This window comes from Pseudoalteromonas sp. S554 (genome assembly GCF_005930865.1).
Lineage (GTDB): Bacteria > Pseudomonadota > Gammaproteobacteria > Enterobacterales > Alteromonadaceae > Pseudoalteromonas > Pseudoalteromonas marina.
The window spans coordinates 70,547-90,479 of sequence record NZ_PNDV01000078.1; the positions used below are offsets into that span (position 1 = coordinate 70,547).

Below are 19,933 nucleotides of genomic sequence, written 5' to 3' on the forward strand. Positions count from 1 at the left end.
GCACACTATCTAAATAGTACATCTTCTCGGTTAAACCATTTAACGCAAAATGCGAGTAACGCACCTGCAATAAGAGCGGTTGCTAAAAATATGAGCCCTACAAACGTGTAATCTACAGTGCCTTTAATTATGTCTTTAATGGCTAATGCAACGTTGGTTACTGGAATAAACGCGGTTTTAGCAGTCAATTCCATATTTGGCATTATTGAAATAATAATAGGGAAAAACACCCCCATACTTAAAGGAGCCATGTAGTTTTGTGCTTCTTTAAACGTACGCGCATAAATAGATATAGCTAACGCTAAAGAAGAAAATATGGCAGCCAATGGCAGTAATAATACAAAAATCATCAGCAAATCGGTAACCGCCAAAGTACTAAATGCCGTTTTTATAAAGTCTAAGTCTGCGAACGCCAGTGCAACAGCAACCCAACACCCCATACTCACAACCGTAATAGTGGTTGATGCAATAGAGGTGGTCAGTAATGTTATAAATTTACCTAATACCAGCTCTGTGCGTGTTATGGGTGTAAGTAAGAGTGTTTCTAGTGTGCCGCGCTCTTTTTCACCGGCCCCTAAGTCAATTGCAGGATATGTAGCGCCCATTAACACCAATGGAATAAGTAAATATGGTAAAAAGCCACCTATTTTTTCACCTAAGTTTTCACGTTTATCGGCCGTATCTACTTTAACAACTTCAATAGGGGTAAGGATAGCTTTGTGCGTAGACTCTTCTATCCCAAAGCTTTTTAATTTTTTGGCTTGCAATACGTCGCTGTATTCTTGAGCTAGTTCTTTGACCCGGTCAAATAAAAAATTTATTGATTTTGCGTCGTTAAATACCACTTCCCATTTGCTTTGTTCACCACTGTCGAGTGTATCTTCTGCGTTACTTGGCAAATAAATACCCATATCTATATCGCCGGCAGTAACACCTGCTTTGAGCTCTTCTATTGTATTAAAGGTTTTACTGCCCTTATAAAGTTCAAAGCTTTTGTGGTAAAACACTTTGTTGGTAAATTCTGGTGCGTATTCACCATTAATAATTACGTAAGTATTAACTTTTTGGTCAGCTTCAAGTGCCGCTTGCGAACTAATAAAAGCCATAACGGCAAAAATTATTGGGAAAATAAGTACTGGCAGCGCCACAACAAACATAAGCGTTTTTTTGTCGCGAAGGAGCTCTTTTAATTCCTTTTTATATACTTCAAACATTATGCTTCTCCGTTAATATGTTCATAAACGCTTGGTTTAACTCTTCACTGTTTCCGGCTTGTTTAAACTCTTCAACTGTGCCATCAAAGCAGCTTATGCCTTCGTTAATTACCGCTACACGGTCACATAACAATGCGACTTCATCTAAATGATGGGTAGAAAAAATAACCGGTGTGCCTTGTGCTTTTAAACCTTTGATAAATTCGATCACTGTTTGTGTGGTCATGATATCAAGGCCTGTTGTAGGCTCATCGAGCACAACTACTTTTGGGCGATGTACAACTGCACGGGCTATATTTGCTTTTTGTTTCATACCAGTTGATAAATTTTCAGCGCGCTTATCTATAAATTTATGCATATCGAGTAATGTAAAAAGCTCATCACAACGTGATGCTATATCGCTTTTTTTCATCCCGTGAAGTTTTGCAAAGTACTCTATGTTTTCTTTAACGGTCAGACGACCATACAAGCCAGTAGAGCCTGATAAAAACCCAATCGACTTTCGCCCTAAAAGAGGTTTTTTAACAATATCGTTGCCAGCAATTGTAATAGAGCCTTCATCGGGCTTTAAGGCTGTTGAGATCATTCTTAAGGTGGTTGTTTTACCTGCGCCATTAGGGCCTAACAACCCTAATACTTCGCCTTCAGCGCAGCGAAAACTGACATCTCGTACTGAATGAAAGTAGTCTTTATCTTCACGCGGATCGATATCATCTACTTTATTTTTTTTATGGTCTTTCGTCAGCTTAAAACGTTTTTTAAGCCCGGCAACTTCTATCATGCGCATGTCCTTCGTTTGGGTCTAAAGTAATCCGTATTATTGTAAAATGTGTCGTTTTTATTATCTTCATGCCAGCCAGGCACACCTAATAATGGTAAAGGCGAAAGGTGTGAGTTATCGGCTAAGCAATGTTCTATTTTAATCTTCTCATAAAGTACTTGATCAAGGTACTGGTATTGCATTGCTAAATCTTTACAAAATATTTCGTCGGGCACATTTATAAATAATGCTTTTCCTGTGAGCCCTATATAAGGGCGAGTCAACATTTCGTAATTGGCATGACCAAACATAAAAGCCTGAATTGACTCTCCCCACTCATGGCGGTGCTCTACAAATGCTTTGTGCCATTGATGATCGCGCAGCCAGGTTTGCCATTTACTTTCACTAATGGCCAGTACAACACCACATTCATCAAATAGTGTGAGTGCGTTTCTGTGTTTGGTGCGCTTAGTTAAACCATATTCGGCAATGTCCTGAACATGCCGATGATTTATAAGTGATTTTGTTTTAGGAAATAAGCACCAAATAAAACCACCGAATAGATCGTGCCAATTTTCTGTCCGTGTGGGTACTTCACCCGTTTCAAAAATTACTTGTTCGTAATAGCGCTCAGCAAAGTCTATTTGTGCATCGTCAACAAACTGTATCGGTAAATTATTCTCGTTCGTTGCATTTAAATAAGGAGTAAACCATTTTGGTGAAGGCCATTGAGTTTGCTCATTAAGTTTAAACAAGCTGTTTAGGTGATTAAATGCACCCGTTTTTAGGCAATTGGGTTGCCATTGTTCAGGAGGAGTAAAACGCTTCATTATTATAAATTTCTAACTTGTATAGGCCTTTAATTTTGTAACAGTTTACCGCAAAAGCTAGCCCTACTTAATAGAAGTTAATATACTTATTTAATCTTAAAACAATAATCGAGTTAATATGAAACGCAATTTATCTCTCACACTTCTTGCCAGCGCTGTTTTAGCTGGCTGTGCAGCAACAAGCATAACTCCTTCAGATGTAACTAATGGCTATAACAGTATTAAAGCCGATGAGTTAGCAAAACACATAAAAGTATTGGCATCTGACGAATTTGGTGGCCGAGCGCCTTCGTCACCTGGCGAAAAGCTAACATTAGATTATTTAACAACCCAATTTAAAGCATTGGGTTTTGAGCCTGGCAATGGTGATAGCTTTTTACAAGAAGTCCCCCTTGTATCACTAGAAGCTGATTCAAACATGGTTTTATCAATTGGTGGCAAAGATTACCAATACAAAAAAGACATGGTTATGGGCAGTAGCCGCATTAGTGAAAAAGAAGGCATTGAAAACTCTGAGCTCGTATTTGTAGGCTACGGCGTTAATGCACCAGAGTATAACTGGAACGACTACGAAGGAATTGATGTTAAAGGTAAAACCGTGGTCATGCTTGTAAATGATCCTGGTTTTGCAACTAAAGATCCAGCTTTATTTACTGGCGACGCAATGACTTATTACGGTCGTTGGACCTACAAATATGAAGAGGCAAGTCGCCAAGGTGCTGCAGGCGCTATTATTATTCACGAAACAGCACCCGCTTCATATCCTTGGTCGGTTGTTGAAAATTCGTGGAGTGGCGAGCAATTTGGTTTTCAAAAAGAAAACAACAATATGGACCGTGTTGCTGTAGAAGGCTGGGTTACTAGTGATGTGGCTAAAGAGCTTTTCAGTAAAGCTGGTTTAGATTTCGATACCGTTAAAGAAAATGCCGCAAAAGGTGCTTATCATGTCGATATGGGTGATTTAGCCGCGTCTGTTAATGTGAGTAATACAATTAAAACGTCAGTGTCTTACAACTTTATTGCGACATTACCGGGCAGCGAATCGCCAGACGAACATGTTGTATATTCAGCGCATTGGGATCACTTAGGCACAGATACAAGCCGCAAAGGTGACCAAATTTATAACGGTGCTCACGATAACGCAACGGGTACTGCAGGCTTAATAGAAGTTGCAGAAGCATTTACTAAATTGCCAAAGCACCCTAGCCGCTCAATGACATTTTTAGCAGTAACCGCTGAAGAGCAAGGGTTACTTGGCTCTAAGTATTACGCCGCAAACCCTGTTATTGCAGCTAACAAGACGGTTGCTAATATCAATATGGATAGCTTAAATTTATTGGGCAAAGTAAAAGATATGAGTGTGGTAGGCATTGGTAAATCTCAAATGGATGAGTTTTTAGCTAATGCAGCAAAAGATCAAGGTAGAACTTTATCAGGCGATCCTAAACCATCGTCGGGTGGTTATTACCGTTCTGATCATTTTGCGTTTGCCAATATGGGCATACCTGCAATGTACGCTGGTGGTGGTACTCAAGCAGCGGATGAAGAAACAGCCAATTATCGCAAGCGAATGAGCTTAGTATTACGCGGTTGTTACCACCAGCCTTGTGACCGTTACCGCGATGAGTGGGATTTATCGGGCGCTGTTCAAGACTTACAATTATTTTATAAAGTAGGTTTTGATATTTCTGAGCAAGAGCAATGGCCTACTTGGAATTCAAATTCAGAATTTCAACGCAAATAGCCTAGAATTTAATATCGAAAAACTCAATGTGAGTAATCGATTTAAATACAATTAAATGATATTGATTATCATTTACTAAAATTATACAGTGTTACCCTGTTTATTAATTTGGTAACACTGTATGAACTCAATTACACAAATAGGACTAATTACGCCCGCTTCAATACGCTTTGTTAGCCAAAATAAACGCTTATTACTCCCTCTTTTTTTGTTGGTGTGTTTTGCTGTGCCATCACTTCGTGATATTGCAATTACCGCACTTAGCGACGCTTTTTTTCAAGTCAGTGTATTTGTTGCTGCTACGTTACTGATTTATTACTACGCTATTGAGCGTTTACCTCAGTTGGAGCTTAGTTATCTAAGTGCTAAGTCACCGGCATTAGAGGTCTTTTTTGCGGCTTTACTAGGTGCCTTACCAGGCTGCGGGGGCGCTATAATAGTGGTTACACAATTTACCAAAGGCCAAGCAAGCTTTGGGGCTATTGTTGCCGTACTAACAGCAACAATGGGCGATGCTGCATTTTTACTTTTAGTTACACGCCCTACTGAGGGCGCTGTAATAATGGCTATAGGATTAGTTGTTGGAACTATATGTGGTGCTTTTGTAAATATAGTTCATAAACACGACTTTTTACGCCCTTCATTAAAAGAACAAACCCGCCAAGTTAAAATATTGCCTACCCGCATTATTAGAGTCAGTAAACCTGTTTGGATGTTAGCGATTTTTCCAAGTTTAATTATCGCGTTTTTAATCGCATTTAACGTGGACTTTAACCAATTTGGAAGGCACACAAGCACTGGAATACATTTATTTGGTGCGGGCATGGCTCTATTTATCGTAACGGTATGGGCTTACTCGTCTAAGGGCGAAACATATAAACAAATTACCAGTGAAGAGGATGAATGCAATCCATCCTCTAAAGTAATTAAAGTGCTCCAAGACACACACTTTGTGACTGCATGGGTAGTGGCGTCGTTTATGTTATTTGAAATACTCGTGAATGTAGCCGGACTTGATTTAAAAACATGGTTTGCCCACTACGCTTATTTAGCACCGCTGATTGCTGTGATCATTGGTTTTTTACCCGGTTGTGGACCGCAAATAATAGTCACCACGCTTTATATACAGGGGATTATTCCATTTAGCGCTTTAACAGCCAATGCAATTTCAAACGACGGAGATGCGTTATTCCCTGCAATTGCGTTAGCCCCTAAAGCCGCAATAATAGCCACTTTATATACCGCACTTCCTGCACTCGGAGTTGGCTATGGTTTGTATTTTATTTCGTATTAAATTTTAGGCATAAAAAAGCTCAGCGAACACTGAGCTTTTAGGTTAAAACTTTACTTTATACAGCAGCAGGTTCTGCTGCTAACTCTTTTGGATTAGGGCCATAATCGTTCTCGCCCTCGTGTGAATCTTGTGCAAGGAACACAATTAAAACAATCCAACCAATAATTGGCACTAACCACAGAAGCTGCCACCAGCCTGATCGGCCAGTATCGTGTAAACGGCGTGCACCTGCGCTCAATTGAGGGATCAATAAAGCCAAGCTATATATTGTGCTTACAAACATCGTGTTTGTAATACCATCTACAACACTTGTTAATAGTGAAAAAATAATATTAATTAGCATAAACATCCAAAATGCTTTGCGGCGATTACGTCCTGAAAAATCTGCGTAGCTACGCAGTGCGTTCATATAATGTTCCATAATATTTCCTTAGTGTTATTTTTTATATTCCCTAACGGGGTCGTTAAATTACTTATTAGTAACATTTGTATCTTAATTAAAAACGGTTTGCTTTAAAACAAAAAACCAGCAAATTGCTGGTTATTTATTAGGGCGTGTTGACCTTTGCGGATTGAAATTTGTTCAATCTAGGGTCGATTAAATCGCGGCGCGAGGTTTGTAACCTAGTGGGCTAAGTAAAAACCGAGTAACAAAGAGTTTATCGCCCCTAGGCAGAACCCGAAGGGCAGCGGATGTTTGGCATTTATGCTGCGTTATCGCCTATTTATGGGGAATAACCACACTTCATAGGCTCTGCCTTGCCTAAAAACCAAACATACTGCTGCAAATTCAACCATCAAAGATCAACACGCCCTAGGTTTAAACAATTATATTTTTAACTCATTGCCATCATCATTGCCGATGGATTTTCTAAGTACGATTTCCATAAGTTATTAAAGCGAGCAATTGTTCCGCCATCAATAACACGGTGATCACCAGACCAACTAACTTGCATAATGGCCTTACTCACAACATGGCCGTTTTCATCAAAGCGTGGTAAATGCTGCAATTTACCTAGCGCTACAATAGCAACTTCAGGTTTATTAATAATTGGTGTGGCAATTGTGCCGCCAATTGCACCTATGTTTGAAATGCTAATAGTACCGCCTTTTAAGTCTTCAGGTGGTACTCGCCCTTCGCGAGCGGACTCAGTAAGGCGTGTAAGTTCATTAGCCACATCAACAATATTTTTACTTTGGCACGACTTAATATTTGGTACCAATAAGCCAATTTTAGAATCGACTGCTATACCAATATTATGATCGTCAAAATAAGTGAGCTCAGAGCAATCTTCATTTACCTTAGAATTAAGAACCGGGAATTCTTTCATCGCAAGCGACAGTGCTTTAACAAAGAAAGGCATCATAGTGAGCTTAACGCCTTGTGCTTTGTATTGCTCTTTCATTGAAGCTCTTAAGGCAATAAGGTCTGTTAAATCTATTTCATCACAAAATGTAAAATGTGGAATGGTTGAAACAGAAGCAACCATTTGTTTTGCCATCGCCGCTTTTATGCCTTTAATTGGCTCTACACGCACGCCAGAGCTCTGCGTTTTACTTTGTGTGTTGGCTACATTGCTATTAAGCGGTGATGTATCAATACTGTTAGGTACTTCACCTTTAATAAACTCTTCTATATCTTGCTTATAGATACGTCCATTTTTACCACTACCTGGCACTTGTGTTAAATCAACATCAAGCTCGCGTGCTTTTCGTCTAACAGCCGGTGATGCAACGGCTTTTGTGTTAACCACTTTTACTGTTTGGTTAACTTTTACTGGTGCTGCCTGCTCTGCTGCATTGGTCTGCGCTTTTACTACGGCTTGGTTTACATCTATGTTTTGCTTAGGTGCACTTCCAGCAATAGTCATTTGAAACAGTGGGCTATGTACTTTAGCTATTTCGCCTTTCTGGTAATACAGCTTTTGCACGGTACCGGTGTACTTTGCCGGTATTTGCACAAGGGCTTTATCAGTCATTACATCGCAAACAGCTTGATCTTCTTCAATTTCATCGCCTTCGGCTACTAACCAGTCGACTATTTCGCATTCAACAATCCCTTCGCCAATATCTGGTAAAATAAAATCTTCTAATTGTTCACCTGTATTGTTGTTTTGGGGTGCACTGTTATGCTCTTGCGTTTCAACGTCAGCCGCTTCGCCTGCTACATCCATTGCAAACAAGGGTGCATGCACTTTAGCTATTTCGCCTTTTTGATGGTAGAGCTTTGTAATTACTCCATCGTGCACAGCAGGTATTTGTACTAGGGCTTTGTCGGTCATCACGTCACAGATGGGTTGATCTTCACAAACGCTATCCCCTTCTTTTACCAGCCATTCAACCACTTCGCACTCAACAATGCCTTCACCAATATCGGGTAATATAAAATCTTTAGCCATGGGAACCCCTAAAAATCCATTGATTGTTTAATTGCAGCTAATACTTTGAGCGCATCAGGCACGTACTCTTTCTCAAGCGCCAGTGGGTAAGGTGTATCTAAACCACACACACGTAAAATAGGTGACTCTAAATGGAGGAAACACGCTTGTTGAATTGAGGCAGCTATTTCTGCACCAAATCCATTTGTAATAGGTGCTTCATGGCTTATCACTAAACGGCCAGTTTTAGTGACTGATTTAGCAATTGTGTCTATATCCCACGGCAAAATACTACGTAAATCTATAACCTCACAATGTATGCCTTGCTCGCTTGCTTGTTTTGCAGCATCTTCAATAATTTCCATTTGAGCGCCCCAAGCAAGTACTGTAATGTCACTACCTTCTTGCACGACTTCAGCTTTACCTAACTCAATTGAATAATCTTCTTCAGGTACTTCACCCGTCGATGCGCGGTACAAACGTTTAGGCTCAAAAAATATAACCGGATTGTCATCTTTAATACTTGCACGCAGTAAACCTTTAGCTTGATATGGGTTACGTGGCACCACTATTTTTAGACCTGGCGTATGTGCAAAGTAAGCTTCTGGTGATTGCGAATGATATAAACCACCAGCAATACCACCACCATATGGTGTGCGTACAGTTAAGTTACCTACATTAAACTCATTACCACTACGGTATCTGAATTTTGCTGATTCATTTACTATTTGGTCAAAGGCCGGGAATATATAATCTGCAAATTGAATTTCAGCTAATGCGGGGGCACCAAATGCCGCTAAACCATTTGCAAAACCTAAAATACCTTGCTCAGTTAGAGGCGTATTAAATACACGGTGTTTTCCGTATTTTTCTTGTAAACCTGAGGTCGCTCTAAATACACCACCAAAATACCCAACATCTTCGCCAAATATACACGCTTGCGGGTGTTCATTCATGGTTATATCTAGAGCAGAATTAATTGCATGTAGCATGTTCATTTTAGCCATTACTTAATTCTCCCTGCAGTAACTGGGTAAGCATCTGGGTGCTTTTGTATATGTTCTTTTAGTTCATTGTATTGACGAACAAGTGAAGGGATTGGCGTATCGTAAACATCTGATACTAGCTCTTCTAAAGCTGGCTTTTGCACTACTTCTGCACGCTTTAATGCTGCTAATATATCTTCACGTATAGACTCTTTTGCTTTTAAATCGTCCTCTTCGTTGAGCCATTGCTGTTTTATTAGCCACTTTTTAAATTTTTCTATTGGGCATGTTTTGTAATTAGCCTCTTCGTCTTTTGAACGGTAACCACTTGGGTCATCAGACGTAGAGTGAGCGCCTAAGCGGTAAGCTATTGATTCAATTAAAACAGGTTCGCCTTGTGTTGAGGCAATTTCACGTGCTTTTTGCGTTGCCGCAAACACAGCAAGTGCGTCAGTGCCATCGACCCTAATTGTTTTAATGCCATAACCCACACCACGTGAAGCAATACCATCACCTTTAAATTGCTCATCTGCCGGGGTCGAAATCGCATAGCCGTTGTTACGTGCAAAAAATATCACCGGTGCTTTATGCACTGCAGCCATGTTTAATCCTGCATGAAAGTCACCTTCAGATGCAGCGCCTTCGCCAAAGTAACAAATAGTAACGTTATCAATCGTGCTTGCAAGCTCACCTGTTTTCGCATCTATATGCTTTACTTTTTGTCCATATGCATACCCTGTAGCTTGTGGTATTTGTGTGCCAAGAGGAGAAGAAATAGTCATATAGTTTAATTCGTTCGAACCATAATGAATTGGCATTTGACGACCTTTGCCTAAATCTAATTCATTTGAAAACATTTGGTTCATAAATTGGTCTAGCGTAAAACCACGGTAATGCAGTGCAGCTTGCTCACGGTATTGCGCCATTATCATGTCTTCTTGGTCAAGCGCAGCAGCGGATGCCGTAACGGCTGCTTCTTCACCTAAACATTGCATGTAAAAGCTTACTCGGCCTTGGCGCTGAGCACCTTGCATACGTTCATCTAATAAACGTATAAAACGCATAGTCTCATAAAGTTTAATTGCGGTATGTTTTGAAATAGCGGGTGCTGTCGCACTTGGGTGAATGTCGCCATCCTCAGTTAAAATACTAAGGGTTGGAATATTAAGCGCATTGCCATCAATAAATTCTAGCGCATGGTTAATATTCAGCGATACGTTATTTGGATTACTCATAACCTACCTTCTGTTGTTGTCAGTAACATAGTGCCCCTTTTACATTATTATTATGGGTGATCATTGCTGAATAAACTTTGCAATATCTGCACTATATTTAATTAAAGCTGCCAACACTTTACGTTAACGTAAAGTGTTATTCAACAAATCTGTGACGAAACAAAAGTAAATATTGGTTAAATAAGTGGCAAGTTAACAATACAGCTACTTAAATTATTAGTAATCAGTTAGTTAACTTGCAGGACAAAGAGGTCTAATGAGTTGAATTATACAAAGTTACTGTCTATAGCCATTGGAACAACGGTGAGTAATGCACGTTGCCCTAAGGCTACTTTTGCATTTGGGAATATGATTGATTCTCCTTCAACGTCCGCATAATAAGGAGTATTACCATCGGTTGCGAGCAGTTCTCCTTTTGCAAAGCCAGTAAAGTTCTCTGCATCATCAGAAAATGGAAAACTAAAATCTTCTTGAGTACGATTAATTGTACGATGAACAGCGAACAGCTCAAAATCGTTTGCATTAAATTGTGGGTATTCAACATCTTTTTGACTAATTAATGCAGTTAACGTTTGTTTTGTTTTTTCAAAACGTGTCATATCGTTTTGGCCAAATGGTTTTACTTGCCCAAGCTCAACTGTAAACGAATCTGCACCATGAACAAAGGATGAGTAATAACTAAATGTTGTCGCTGGCGACTTCATCATTAATATAGTATTTACACCACAACTTAGTAAAAACTGTAGCTGTGATTTTTTCCATGGTTTACCGTGCAAAAATGGATACACGGCAAATTTTTCATTTTTTGAACCACGAATAGCCGTGTGCAAATCGTAATGACTGCGCTCACTGCCCTTTTCCCCTCTGGCAAAAAAGTCAGTTACGTAGCGTTCAAGTTTTGCCGCTCGAACGCGCTCGTCATTCATTTCAACACCATCAACCGTGTGGTGTCCATTAAATAAACGATTAAGATTTTCTTCTACAAAGCGCAAACCAATATTAATTGATTTAGGGTTACCGTATATAAACAGGACTCGCTGATTAAGCTCAAGGTTTTGGGAAATAATTTGCTTTATTAGCTCATCACAAATTTCAATAGGCGCCGTTTCGTTACCGTGTACAGCACTTGATAACACAATATCTTTTGAGGTAGTAACCGCTGGCTGAAACTCAATAACCCCAGTATCGTGTACATTAACTTGGGTTCCATTGTTGAGCGTAAACTGGCTCGGTGCTAAGTGCCATTCATTATCTCGGCTAATGGTTAGAAAATCACCGGTTGATTGCAATAAATTTAAATAATCGGGTGTGGCTGACATAATAAAAGCCCTTTATAGTGTGAGAGATACAAAAAAACGGCTGAATAATTCAGCCGTTTTTAAATAGTTTAAGCAGGTTTAGCTAATAACTGAATCAACTAATTGTTTAGCTTCTTTTTCTAAAAGAGCTAAATGTGCTTCGCCTTTAAATGATTCTAGGTATATTTTATAAATATCTTCAGTACCTGATGGGCGAGCAGCAAACCAGCCATTTTCTGTAACAACTTTTAAGCCGCCAATCGCTGCATTGTTACCAGGAGCATGAGTTAATTTTTGTAAAATAGGCTCTCCAGCTAACGTTTCGGCTTTCACGTCGTCTGCACTTAAAGCTTTTAAACGCGATTTTTGTGCACTACTTGCTGGCGCATCTAGACGCTTATAAAGTGGCGATCCAAATTCTTGTTCTAGCTCTTTATAAAGCGCTGATGGTGTTTTACCCGTTACTGCAAGTATTTCAGCTGCAAGTAAACCCATAATAAAGCCGTCTTTGTCAGTACACCATACGCTGCCATCAAAGCGTAAAAACGCAGCGCCTGCACTTTCTTCGCCACCAAAAGCAAGATTACCTTTGTTTAGGCCTTCAACAAACCATTTAAAGCCTACCGGAACTTCTTTTACCTTTCGCTTATTGCGCGCTACAACACGATCAATCATCGAACTCGAAACAAGCGTTTTACCAATCTCTACGTTAGTATTCCACTCGCGATGGTTTAATAGGTAATCAATAGCAACAGCTAAAAAATGATTCGGATTCATCAGGCCATCGGGTGTAACAATGCCATGACGGTCGTAATCAGGGTCGTTACCAATCGCTATATCAAAATCGTCTTTTAATTTAATTAAATTAGCCATCGAGTAAGGCGATGAACAATCCATACGTATCTTGCCATCTTTATCAAGTGGCATAAATGCAAAACGCGGATCAACGCTGTCGTTTACTACGGTTAGATCTAAATTATATTTTTGCGTAATGACTGGCCAAAAATTTATACCTGAACCACCTAATGGATCAATGCCTATTTTAACGCCCGCATCACTAATTGCTTTTAAGTTAACGATATTCTCTAAATCGTTAATATACGGAGTCATTAAATCTTCGTAGCGGATAAACCCTGAGCGAGAAGCTTTAGCGAACGGGAAAAGCTCAACCTCGACTAAATCTTCAAGTAATAACTTGTTAGCCCTGTCTTCAATCCAGTTAGTTACGTCTGTATCAGCAGGCCCGCCGTTAGGTGGGTTATATTTAAAGCCGCCATCTTCAGGAGGGTTATGTGAAGGCGTAACAACAATGCCATCTGCAAGCTCATTAGGATTGCGTTTATTGTGACAAACAATTGCATGGCTAATAACAGGAGTTGGAGTAAAGTCGCCATCTTGCTGAGTAATTACTTGCACTTCGTTAGCGACAAGCACTTCAATTGCAGAGTTAAAGGCAGCTTCACTAAGCGCATGGGTATCTTTACCTAAAAATAATGGTCCAAAAATATCGTTTTGTTTACGGTAATCACAAATGGCTTGTGTAATTGCTAAAATATGGGATTCATTAAATTTTACATCATAAGAGCAGCCGCGGTGTCCAGATGTACCAAAGGCAACGCCATGCTCTGGGTTTTGCTCTAAGTCTGGCTCATTTAAATAATAAGCCGAAACTAATTTAGGAACATTAACAAGTGCTGATTGTGGAGCAGTTTTGCCTGCGCCTGAGTGAATAGCCATTATATTTCCTTACAGGTAATCGCGAATTTTTTCAGCTTGCTCTGCACTGTAACCTAGGCAAAGAGCTACTTCATGAAGCATCATTTTTTTACGTGTTGTATTAGAGTTAGTCATTACCCAATATTCACTGTCGGTGATATTTTTAGGGTTCATGCTACTTCCACTATTTACTAAATCTTCTTTGCTCGTTGCGAAATAAACACGGTCACGGCCTTTAATATCCAACACAGCAGAAAAATCAGATTTATGAGTGCGATAAAAAGCACTTAAAATAAATAAGAAGCGACCCACCACGCCTTTTTGCATTGCTAGTTCTTCTTTATTTAATACATTAAAAACGTTAGCATTTTTTTGCTTCACTGGTGTGACAGTTTTTGGAACTTCAGCTTCTGCTACAGCGTGCTTTAATTCTGGCGCAGTAGATGGCGCAGATGTAGTTGTTGTTTGTTGATTTTGTGTTATTTCTACGTCAGCGGTTAATTGTTTTTCGCCGCTCATGTTTAATAAACGACGCAAAATTGTGGATGCACTTTCACCAATACTTTGCGTGTTGCTGGCAATGTATTGATATAACTCGTCGTCTATGTCGATTTGTTTCATGGTCTTCCTGTCATTACGGGTCACATTTTTTTCTCACGCCTGATTATACCCAATCCAATAATAAATGCGAGTTACAACAAGCACTCGCAGGCATTTCGAAAATCTATAACTAGTTAGGTAAATTTTTAGTCAATAAATTTCTCTAATTTTCGAATATCATTTAATAAAATGGTTAATTAGACACTATTTTTTGCTTTTTTAAGTATTGCTCGGCAAACTAAGGCGAAATTTTTAGGAGCAATGTATGCAGCTAAATTATAAGCAACTGGGACAAGGTCCTGATGTTATTTTAATACATGGACTATTTGGTTCATTAGAAAACCTGAACGTAATTGCTAAACCGTTAAGTGAGCATTTTACAGTTACCAATGTAGATTTGCGAAACCATGGCCTCTCCCCTCACAGTGATGAGATGAGTTATCCTGCTATGGCAAAAGACATTGTTGAGTTACTTCGACACTTGAATATAAAAAAAGCACATATAATTGGTCATTCTATGGGTGGCAAGGTTGCTATGGAGCTTGCATTAACTCAACCCGAGTTGATTGAAAAATTAATTGTGCTTGATATAGCACCCGTTACCTACCCACCGCGGCATACTAAGATATTGCAGGCGCTCAACGCAGTTGCATCTGAGCATATAGAAGACAGAAAGCATGCTGACGATTTAATGCAGCCTTATATTGACGAACTTGGCGTTCGTCAGTTTTTATTAAAAAGCCTAGCTAAAAATGAAGCAGGAAAATTAACGTGGCGATTCAACTTACCTGTTCTAGATAAGAAATATTCAAATATACTCTCAAACGTTAATGAAAACAATTCTTGTTTGTGCGATACTCTTTTTATCAAAGGTAACGATTCAGATTATATTTTACCCGAGTACCGCACTGCAATTGTCACGCGTTTCAAGAATACGAAAGCAAAAATCATTCACGGTGCTGGTCATTGGTTACATGCGCAAAAACCTATGGCTGTAAATAAGGCAATAAGTGACTTTTTAATTCAAAATTAAAGTAATTTTAATCGCTTGTTTTTGAATGCACGTACTAAATATATGAATATTTTTGTGCTATAGTACGCGCCGTTTAATTTAAAGGTTATACGTTGATGGTCAGTCAGTTAATTAACGAATTTGATACCCTAGGGTTGTATTTTGGCTTAGCCGGTATTTTGATATTCATCGGCTTGGCAATTAAAGACGTACTTAAAAGTGGTAATGTACCTAAGTTTGGTCGCTATATAGTATGGACTGTACTCTTTTTAGGCTGTTCAGGCTTTATTGCTAAAGGACTTATTCAAGTATTTTGGCAAGGCGCAGGTGTAGGTTAGGCATGGCGAAGTCAGAAACAGATAGAACAACACTCGATTTATTTGAATACGAAAAGCGTCCAGGCCGACCTAAGACCAATCCTCTTTCGCGGGATATGCAGTTAAAGGTTAATAAACGTAATCAAATAAAAAGAGACAAAGCACGTGGTTTAAAACGTGTTGAATTTAAAGTTTCATCGCAGTTGTATCAAGCGTTAAGTGATATGGCAGATGCACAAAATATTAGCCGCAGTGCGCTGATTGAAACGATTTTACAAGAAAGATTGGCTATTGATACATAAAAGGTTATAAATCCATGGCAAGTGTAGGCATTTTTTTCGGAAGTGACACAGGTAACACAGAACACGTAGCAAAAATGATCCAAAAAGAATTGGGTAAAAAGCTTGTGGCTGTGCATGATATTGCAAAAAGCTCTAAAGAAGAGATTGCAGATTTTGATTTAATCTTATTTGGTATTCCAACGTGGTACTACGGCGAAGCACAATGTGATTGGGATGATTTTTTCCCTGAGCTTGAAGAAGTAGACTTTGAAGGCAAACTTGTTGCTATTTTCGGTTGTGGTGATCAAGAAGATTATGCTGAATACTTCTTAGACGCTATGGGCATGATCAACGATATTGTTACTGAACGTGGTGCTATTGTTGTAGGTCACTGGCCTACTGAAGGCTACGATTTCGAAGCCTCAAAAGGTATGGCAGACGATAATCACTTTGTCGGTTTAGGTATTGATGAAGATCGTCAACCAGAACTCACAGAGCAACGCGTAAAAGCATGGTCTGCTCAAGTATTTGATGAAATGTGTTTAAGCGAGCTTGCCGACTAATCCATCCGATATACCGCTAACTGTTTAAATAGTTATCAAACAGTTAGCGTTTTCTTTATTTACTGCAATATAAATCATTTCTTCTTTGCACTTGAGGCCTAGGCACGTTATCCTATTTGTTGCTTATGTATCGTGAGCATCTTTGCAAGATGTCTAGTATAACCAAATAAAATTGAGACAGATTTAATGACTGATCATAACTTGGAACTTAAAAAAGCCGGTTTAAAAGTGACTTTACCGCGTATTAAAATTTTAGAGATTTTACAGTCTCCAGATAACCAACACATCAGTGCTGAAGATGTTTACAAAATTCTTTTGGATTTAGGTGAAGAAATTGGCCTTGCAACTGTATATCGCGTACTCAACCAATTTGATGATGCAGGCATTGTAAGCCGTCATCACTTTGAAGGCGGGAAGTCGGTATTTGAATTATCGGGTAGTACTCACCACGATCACTTAGTATGTTTAAAGTGTGGAAAAGTTGTTGAGTTTGAAGATGAGATGATTGAACGTCGCCAGCTTGAAATAGCTCAAGAAAACGGAATTACTTTAACAAACCACTCTTTATACCTTTATGGAGAGTGTGATGATAAAGCTGCATGTAAAGCGTTTAGTGATGCAAATAGTTAGTATATCCTAGCTATAAAAAAACCTGCTATTTGCAGGTTTTTTTGTGCCTATTATTTAAAGTATTACTACACCCACAAGTGAGCGGGCGCAGTAAAAATAAGCTTATTGTGTTTTAGACCATGAGTCACGAAGACCTACTGTTTGGTTAAACACAACATTTTCTGACTTAGAATCTCTTGAAAAGTAACCGGTACGTTCAAACTGGAACCCCTGCTCTGCTTGTGAATTAGCAAGCGAAGGCTCAAGTTTAGCATTAGTTAAAACAACTAATGATTCTGGATTTAATGTTGTTTCAAACTCATCAGCTGCAGCTGGGTTTGGCACATTAAATAAACGATCGTACAGACGAACTTCAGCTGTAATAGCCTCAGAAGCTGATACCCAATGAATAACGCCTTTAACTTTACGACCATCACTTGGGTTTTTGCCTAGTGTTTCATTATCGTAAGTACAATAAATAGTGGTTATTTCACCGTTTTCGTCTTTTTCTACACGATTAGCTTTAATAACATAAGCGCCACGTAAACGAACCTCTTTATCGAGCACTAAACGTTTAAACTTATTATTTGCTTGCTCTTTAAAGTCTTCTCGTTCAATGAATATTTCACGCGTAAATGGCACATCGCGGCGAGCCATTTCTTCCTTATTAGGATGATTAGCCACCGATAACGTTTCTATGGTATCTGCATCGTAGTTTTCGATGATCACTTTAACCGGATCCAGTACAGCCATCGCGCGAGGAGCATTTTCATTTAAGTCATCACGAATACACGCTTCTAGCATACCCATTTCAACCATATTCTCTTGCTTTGTAACCCCTATTCGTAAACAAAATTCACGAATTGAAGCCGGTGTATAACCACGGCGACGTAAACCTGCAATCGTAGGCATACGTGGATCATCCCAACCTTCAACGTAGTTATTTACAACAAGGTCATTTAACTTACGTTTAGACATAATTGTGTATTCGAGGTTTAAGCGAGAAAACTCAATTTGCTGTGGATGACATTCAATGCTGATGTTATCAAGTACCCAGTCGTATAAACGGCGATTATCTTGGAACTCTAATGTACATAGTGAGTGCGTAATACCCTCGATTGCATCAGAAATACAATGCGTGAAATCGTACATTGGGTAAATACACCATTTATCGGCAGTTTGATGGTGATGAGCAAAACGAACACGATAAATAATTGGATCGCGAAGCACCATAAACGAGCTTGCCATATCAATTTTTGCACGAAGAACACATTCGCCTTCTTTGAAATCACCCGCACGCATTTTTTCAAATAATGCTAAGTTTTCTTCAGGAGATGTATCTCTGTATGGGCTATTTTTACCTGGCTCCGTTAAAGTTCCGCGGTATTCACGTGCTTGGTCTGCTGTTAAAAAACAAACATAAGCTAACCCTTTGTTTATAAGCTCAACAGCATAGCCGTATAAAATATCAAAATAATTAGAAGAATACTTTATATCACCATCCCAGTTAAACCCTAACCATTGAACGTCCTCTTTTATAGAATTAACGTAGTTAATGTCTTCTTTTTCTGGGTTTGTATCGTCAAATCGTAAGTTACATAAACCGTTATAATCTTTTGCAATACCGAAATTTAAGCAAATTGATTTTGCATGGCCTATGTGTAAAAAACCATTGGGCTCAGGTGGAAAGCGCGTGTGCGTTGCAGCATGCTTTTTACTTGCTAAGTCTTCATCAATTCGGGTTCTAATAAAGTTACTTGGGCGATTCTCAATTTCCGCCATAGGAGTACGATCCTCTAAATATTACTTAATTACAAAACTAATGCATTATTACAAAAACAGTCACTAACATACAGCAATAGATTACGGTTTATCTTACTTATTGATTAACTTTAATTCATCTAATCTGTTTTTAACGAATAAAGTTTGTTTTAGCGCAATATTTAATTCATAGAAGCGCTTTATAGTGCGTCAATACCGTACTTTATAAGGATTAAGAGATGGCTACACTTAACCAGCACCGTGTTTATATACCTAGTAATGCACGTGCTAATCATTACTTACTCGCAGAAATTACCCCTAACGATAGTTTTTACTCAAGCTTCAACTCAATAAACTGTTGTTACGAAAGAATAGCACGCCAATTATTTGCAGCATGCGATGAATATGAACTCCATAACGTGCATATTTTAGCAAACGACAAACTTCCTGTTGTCAGATTCCATGATGAGTCATATCAGTTAGAAACTAATAAGCAAATGCTTATATTTTATAACCCACGCTATCACGAGGCACATAAACTCTATTATTCAACGAACACGCAAAGTAAAAAGGTACGCTTACTCTTTTTAGCTACGGGTGATGATATACGAGCTAACTCCGCTGTATTTCACAAAAAAGTCCAAAAAGTATTAACAGTGATGCAAGAACAATTATTTATTGATCAACCCCAATTTAAAGTGCGTGATCATCAACATTTAACTTACGACTTATTTGCTAAAGATAAAGGTAACAAAGAAACCTACGGCTACAAATTAAGAAGTTTGTACCCAAGGTATCAAAATCGCCAATGTGAAATACCTATAAACCATGCCGAGATGACATGCACGACATTTTCTATCCCTGTATCAAGGGCTATTAAAACTCAATTTCAAACTTTAATTAATAATGGCGATTTTAAACAATTTTATAATTACTTTTTAGATAGCTTCAAACGGTGCTGCGAGCTTAATAAGCTAACACATGGGGCATTAATAGCTAATGGTGCCAAACCTATTGTTAGAAATAGTAAAGTGGATATTAACGAAGGAAACGAAGAGCTTCAAAAGCTGAGCTTTGACATAGACTCAGATAAAACACAGCTAAAGTGCTTTTACGATGAACAAAGATTAGTTGAAACAATTCATTTTGTTATTGCAGCTGCCAATCATAACAAGCAAGAAATTGGTTATGGCAAATTTATGAATCAGGTTGAAAAAACGATTTTTCAACTTTGTGATGAGCTAGATATAAATAAAGAAAGACAAGATCTAACTGTCAGGTTTTTTCAACATATCAGTTACCCGTTTTAATTAAGTGCTCAAAACAAAAAGGCTC

Annotated in this window: 19 protein-coding genes; 8 read left to right on the forward strand and 11 right to left on the reverse strand. The window is 38.7% G+C overall.

Going from position 1 to position 19,933, the window contains the following annotated elements; translation table 11 throughout:
* Positions 1–5: 5 nt before the first annotated feature.
* From CWB65_RS15940 to CWB65_RS15950, 3 genes are read right to left on the reverse strand one after another with little or no spacing between them, the layout of a single operon-like run.
* The gene (locus CWB65_RS15940; protein WP_006793028.1) at positions 6–1,214 is read right to left on the reverse strand and encodes an ABC transporter permease; all 1,209 of its coding nucleotides are present in this window, start codon (positions 1,212–1,214) and stop codon (positions 6–8) included.
* Entirely contained in the window at positions 1,207–1,995 is a 789-nt protein-coding gene (locus CWB65_RS15945; protein WP_008131198.1) for an ABC transporter ATP-binding protein, read from the reverse strand. The genes CWB65_RS15940 and CWB65_RS15945 overlap by 8 nt, the downstream gene beginning before the upstream one ends.
* Positions 1,992–2,804: a DUF3025 domain-containing protein gene (locus tag CWB65_RS15950; protein WP_138740978.1), complete on the reverse strand. Its 813-nt coding sequence runs from the start codon at positions 2,802–2,804 to the stop codon at positions 1,992–1,994. Before CWB65_RS15950 ends, CWB65_RS15945 begins: the two co-directional genes overlap by 4 nt.
* Before the next feature lie 118 nt (positions 2,805–2,922).
* On the opposite strand from CWB65_RS15950, the gene CWB65_RS15955 reads away from it, so the two are divergent.
* Both CWB65_RS15955 and CWB65_RS15960 read left to right on the forward strand, forming a co-directional pair.
* Complete coding sequence (locus CWB65_RS15955) at positions 2,923–4,548, forward strand: M28 family metallopeptidase (protein ID WP_008127408.1); 1,626 nt, start codon at positions 2,923–2,925, stop codon at positions 4,546–4,548.
* A 121-nt stretch (positions 4,549–4,669) separates the two neighbouring features.
* Entirely contained in the window at positions 4,670–5,842 is a 1,173-nt protein-coding gene (locus CWB65_RS15960) for a putative manganese transporter (protein WP_138740979.1), read from the forward strand.
* A 55-nt stretch (positions 5,843–5,897) separates the two neighbouring features.
* On the opposite strand, the gene CWB65_RS15965 is transcribed toward CWB65_RS15960, so the two are convergent.
* The 7 genes from CWB65_RS15965 to seqA form a co-directional block, all read right to left on the reverse strand.
* Positions 5,898–6,263 carry a DUF805 domain-containing protein gene (locus CWB65_RS15965; RefSeq protein WP_008127404.1) on the reverse strand — a complete coding sequence of 122 codons (366 nt, stop codon included), beginning with the start codon at positions 6,261–6,263 and terminating at the stop codon, positions 5,898–5,900.
* 415 nt (positions 6,264–6,678) lie between these two features.
* A complete protein-coding gene (locus CWB65_RS15970; protein WP_138740980.1) occupies positions 6,679–8,241 on the reverse strand; it encodes a dihydrolipoyllysine-residue acetyltransferase in 1,563 nt (520 codons plus the stop codon).
* A gap of 8 nt (positions 8,242–8,249) precedes the next feature.
* On the reverse strand, positions 8,250–9,227 hold the full coding sequence (locus CWB65_RS15975) for an alpha-ketoacid dehydrogenase subunit beta (protein ID WP_008127400.1): 978 nt from the start codon (positions 9,225–9,227) through the stop codon (positions 8,250–8,252).
* Complete coding sequence (locus CWB65_RS15980) at positions 9,227–10,441, reverse strand: thiamine pyrophosphate-dependent dehydrogenase E1 component subunit alpha (protein ID WP_138740981.1); 1,215 nt, start codon at positions 10,439–10,441, stop codon at positions 9,227–9,229. Before CWB65_RS15980 ends, CWB65_RS15975 begins: the two co-directional genes overlap by 1 nt.
* Before the next feature lie 266 nt (positions 10,442–10,707).
* Positions 10,708–11,760 carry a succinylglutamate desuccinylase gene (astE, locus tag CWB65_RS15985; RefSeq protein ID WP_138740982.1) on the reverse strand — a complete coding sequence of 351 codons (1,053 nt, stop codon included), beginning with the start codon at positions 11,758–11,760 and terminating at the stop codon, positions 10,708–10,710.
* A gap of 78 nt (positions 11,761–11,838) precedes the next feature.
* Positions 11,839–13,476, reverse strand: a complete 1,638-nt coding sequence (pgm, locus tag CWB65_RS15990; protein ID WP_138740983.1) for a phosphoglucomutase (alpha-D-glucose-1,6-bisphosphate-dependent) — start codon at positions 13,474–13,476, stop codon at positions 11,839–11,841.
* Positions 13,477–13,485: 9 nt separating this feature from the next.
* A complete protein-coding gene (gene seqA, locus CWB65_RS15995; RefSeq protein ID WP_006793039.1) occupies positions 13,486–14,076 on the reverse strand; it encodes a replication initiation negative regulator SeqA in 591 nt (196 codons plus the stop codon).
* 244 nt (positions 14,077–14,320) lie between these two features.
* Between seqA and CWB65_RS16000 the strand changes: the two genes are divergently transcribed.
* The 5 genes from CWB65_RS16000 to fur all read left to right on the forward strand — a co-directional run bounded on the left by CWB65_RS16000 (position 14,321) and on the right by fur (position 16,858).
* Positions 14,321–15,088 (forward strand): alpha/beta fold hydrolase, encoded by a 768-nt coding sequence (locus CWB65_RS16000; protein ID WP_058428843.1) that lies wholly within the window; start codon positions 14,321–14,323, stop codon positions 15,086–15,088.
* Between the two features lie 95 nt (positions 15,089–15,183).
* Positions 15,184–15,405, forward strand: a complete 222-nt coding sequence (locus tag CWB65_RS16005; RefSeq protein ID WP_006793041.1) for a DUF2788 domain-containing protein — start codon at positions 15,184–15,186, stop codon at positions 15,403–15,405.
* 2 nt (positions 15,406–15,407) lie between these two features.
* Positions 15,408–15,686 carry a LexA regulated protein gene (ybfE, locus tag CWB65_RS16010; RefSeq protein WP_002962928.1) on the forward strand — a complete coding sequence of 93 codons (279 nt, stop codon included), beginning with the start codon at positions 15,408–15,410 and terminating at the stop codon, positions 15,684–15,686.
* 14 nt (positions 15,687–15,700) lie between these two features.
* Complete coding sequence (fldA, locus tag CWB65_RS16015) at positions 15,701–16,228, forward strand: flavodoxin FldA (RefSeq protein ID WP_039037073.1); 528 nt, start codon at positions 15,701–15,703, stop codon at positions 16,226–16,228.
* Between the two features lie 186 nt (positions 16,229–16,414).
* Positions 16,415–16,858, forward strand: coding sequence for a ferric iron uptake transcriptional regulator (fur, locus tag CWB65_RS16020; protein WP_006794887.1), 444 nt, complete (start codon positions 16,415–16,417; stop codon positions 16,856–16,858).
* A 102-nt stretch (positions 16,859–16,960) separates the two neighbouring features.
* Here fur and glnS read toward each other — a convergent pair whose 3' ends face one another.
* Positions 16,961–18,619, reverse strand: coding sequence for a glutamine--tRNA ligase (glnS, locus tag CWB65_RS16025; RefSeq protein ID WP_138740984.1), 1,659 nt, complete (start codon positions 18,617–18,619; stop codon positions 16,961–16,963).
* A gap of 218 nt (positions 18,620–18,837) precedes the next feature.
* Here glnS and CWB65_RS16030 point away from each other — a divergent pair, with 218 nt between their 5' ends.
* Positions 18,838–19,908, forward strand: coding sequence for a DUF3083 family protein (locus CWB65_RS16030; RefSeq protein WP_138740985.1), 1,071 nt, complete (start codon positions 18,838–18,840; stop codon positions 19,906–19,908).
* Positions 19,909–19,933: the final 25 nt, after the last annotated feature.

Excerpts from the sequence above, each read along its gene's own strand:
- CWB65_RS15940 (WP_006793028.1), bottom strand. The coding sequence starts at position 1,214 with ATGTTTGAAGTATATAAAAAGGAATTAAAAGAGCTCCTTCGCGACAAA.
- CWB65_RS15945 (WP_008131198.1), bottom strand. The coding sequence starts at position 1,995 with ATGATAGAAGTTGCCGGGCTTAAAAAACGTTTTAAGCTGACGAAAGAC.
- CWB65_RS15950 (WP_138740978.1), bottom strand. The coding sequence starts at position 2,804 with ATGAAGCGTTTTACTCCTCCTGAACAATGGCAACCCAATTGCCTAAAA.
- CWB65_RS15955 (WP_008127408.1), top strand. The coding sequence starts at position 2,923 with ATGAAACGCAATTTATCTCTCACACTTCTTGCCAGCGCTGTTTTAGCT.
- CWB65_RS15960 (WP_138740979.1), top strand. The coding sequence starts at position 4,670 with ATGAACTCAATTACACAAATAGGACTAATTACGCCCGCTTCAATACGC.
- CWB65_RS15965 (WP_008127404.1), bottom strand. The coding sequence starts at position 6,263 with ATGGAACATTATATGAACGCACTGCGTAGCTACGCAGATTTTTCAGGA.
- CWB65_RS15970 (WP_138740980.1), bottom strand. The coding sequence starts at position 8,241 with ATGGCTAAAGATTTTATATTACCCGATATTGGTGAAGGCATTGTTGAG.
- CWB65_RS15975 (WP_008127400.1), bottom strand. The coding sequence starts at position 9,227 with ATGGCTAAAATGAACATGCTACATGCAATTAATTCTGCTCTAGATATA.
- CWB65_RS15980 (WP_138740981.1), bottom strand. The coding sequence starts at position 10,441 with ATGAGTAATCCAAATAACGTATCGCTGAATATTAACCATGCGCTAGAA.
- astE (WP_138740982.1), bottom strand. The coding sequence starts at position 11,760 with ATGTCAGCCACACCCGATTATTTAAATTTATTGCAATCAACCGGTGAT.
- pgm (WP_138740983.1), bottom strand. The coding sequence starts at position 13,476 with ATGGCTATTCACTCAGGCGCAGGCAAAACTGCTCCACAATCAGCACTT.
- seqA (WP_006793039.1), bottom strand. The coding sequence starts at position 14,076 with ATGAAACAAATCGACATAGACGACGAGTTATATCAATACATTGCCAGC.
- CWB65_RS16000 (WP_058428843.1), top strand. The coding sequence starts at position 14,321 with ATGCAGCTAAATTATAAGCAACTGGGACAAGGTCCTGATGTTATTTTA.
- CWB65_RS16005 (WP_006793041.1), top strand. The coding sequence starts at position 15,184 with ATGGTCAGTCAGTTAATTAACGAATTTGATACCCTAGGGTTGTATTTT.
- ybfE (WP_002962928.1), top strand. The coding sequence starts at position 15,408 with ATGGCGAAGTCAGAAACAGATAGAACAACACTCGATTTATTTGAATAC.
- fldA (WP_039037073.1), top strand. The coding sequence starts at position 15,701 with ATGGCAAGTGTAGGCATTTTTTTCGGAAGTGACACAGGTAACACAGAA.
- fur (WP_006794887.1), top strand. The coding sequence starts at position 16,415 with ATGACTGATCATAACTTGGAACTTAAAAAAGCCGGTTTAAAAGTGACT.
- glnS (WP_138740984.1), bottom strand. The coding sequence starts at position 18,619 with ATGGCGGAAATTGAGAATCGCCCAAGTAACTTTATTAGAACCCGAATT.
- CWB65_RS16030 (WP_138740985.1), top strand. The coding sequence starts at position 18,838 with ATGGCTACACTTAACCAGCACCGTGTTTATATACCTAGTAATGCACGT.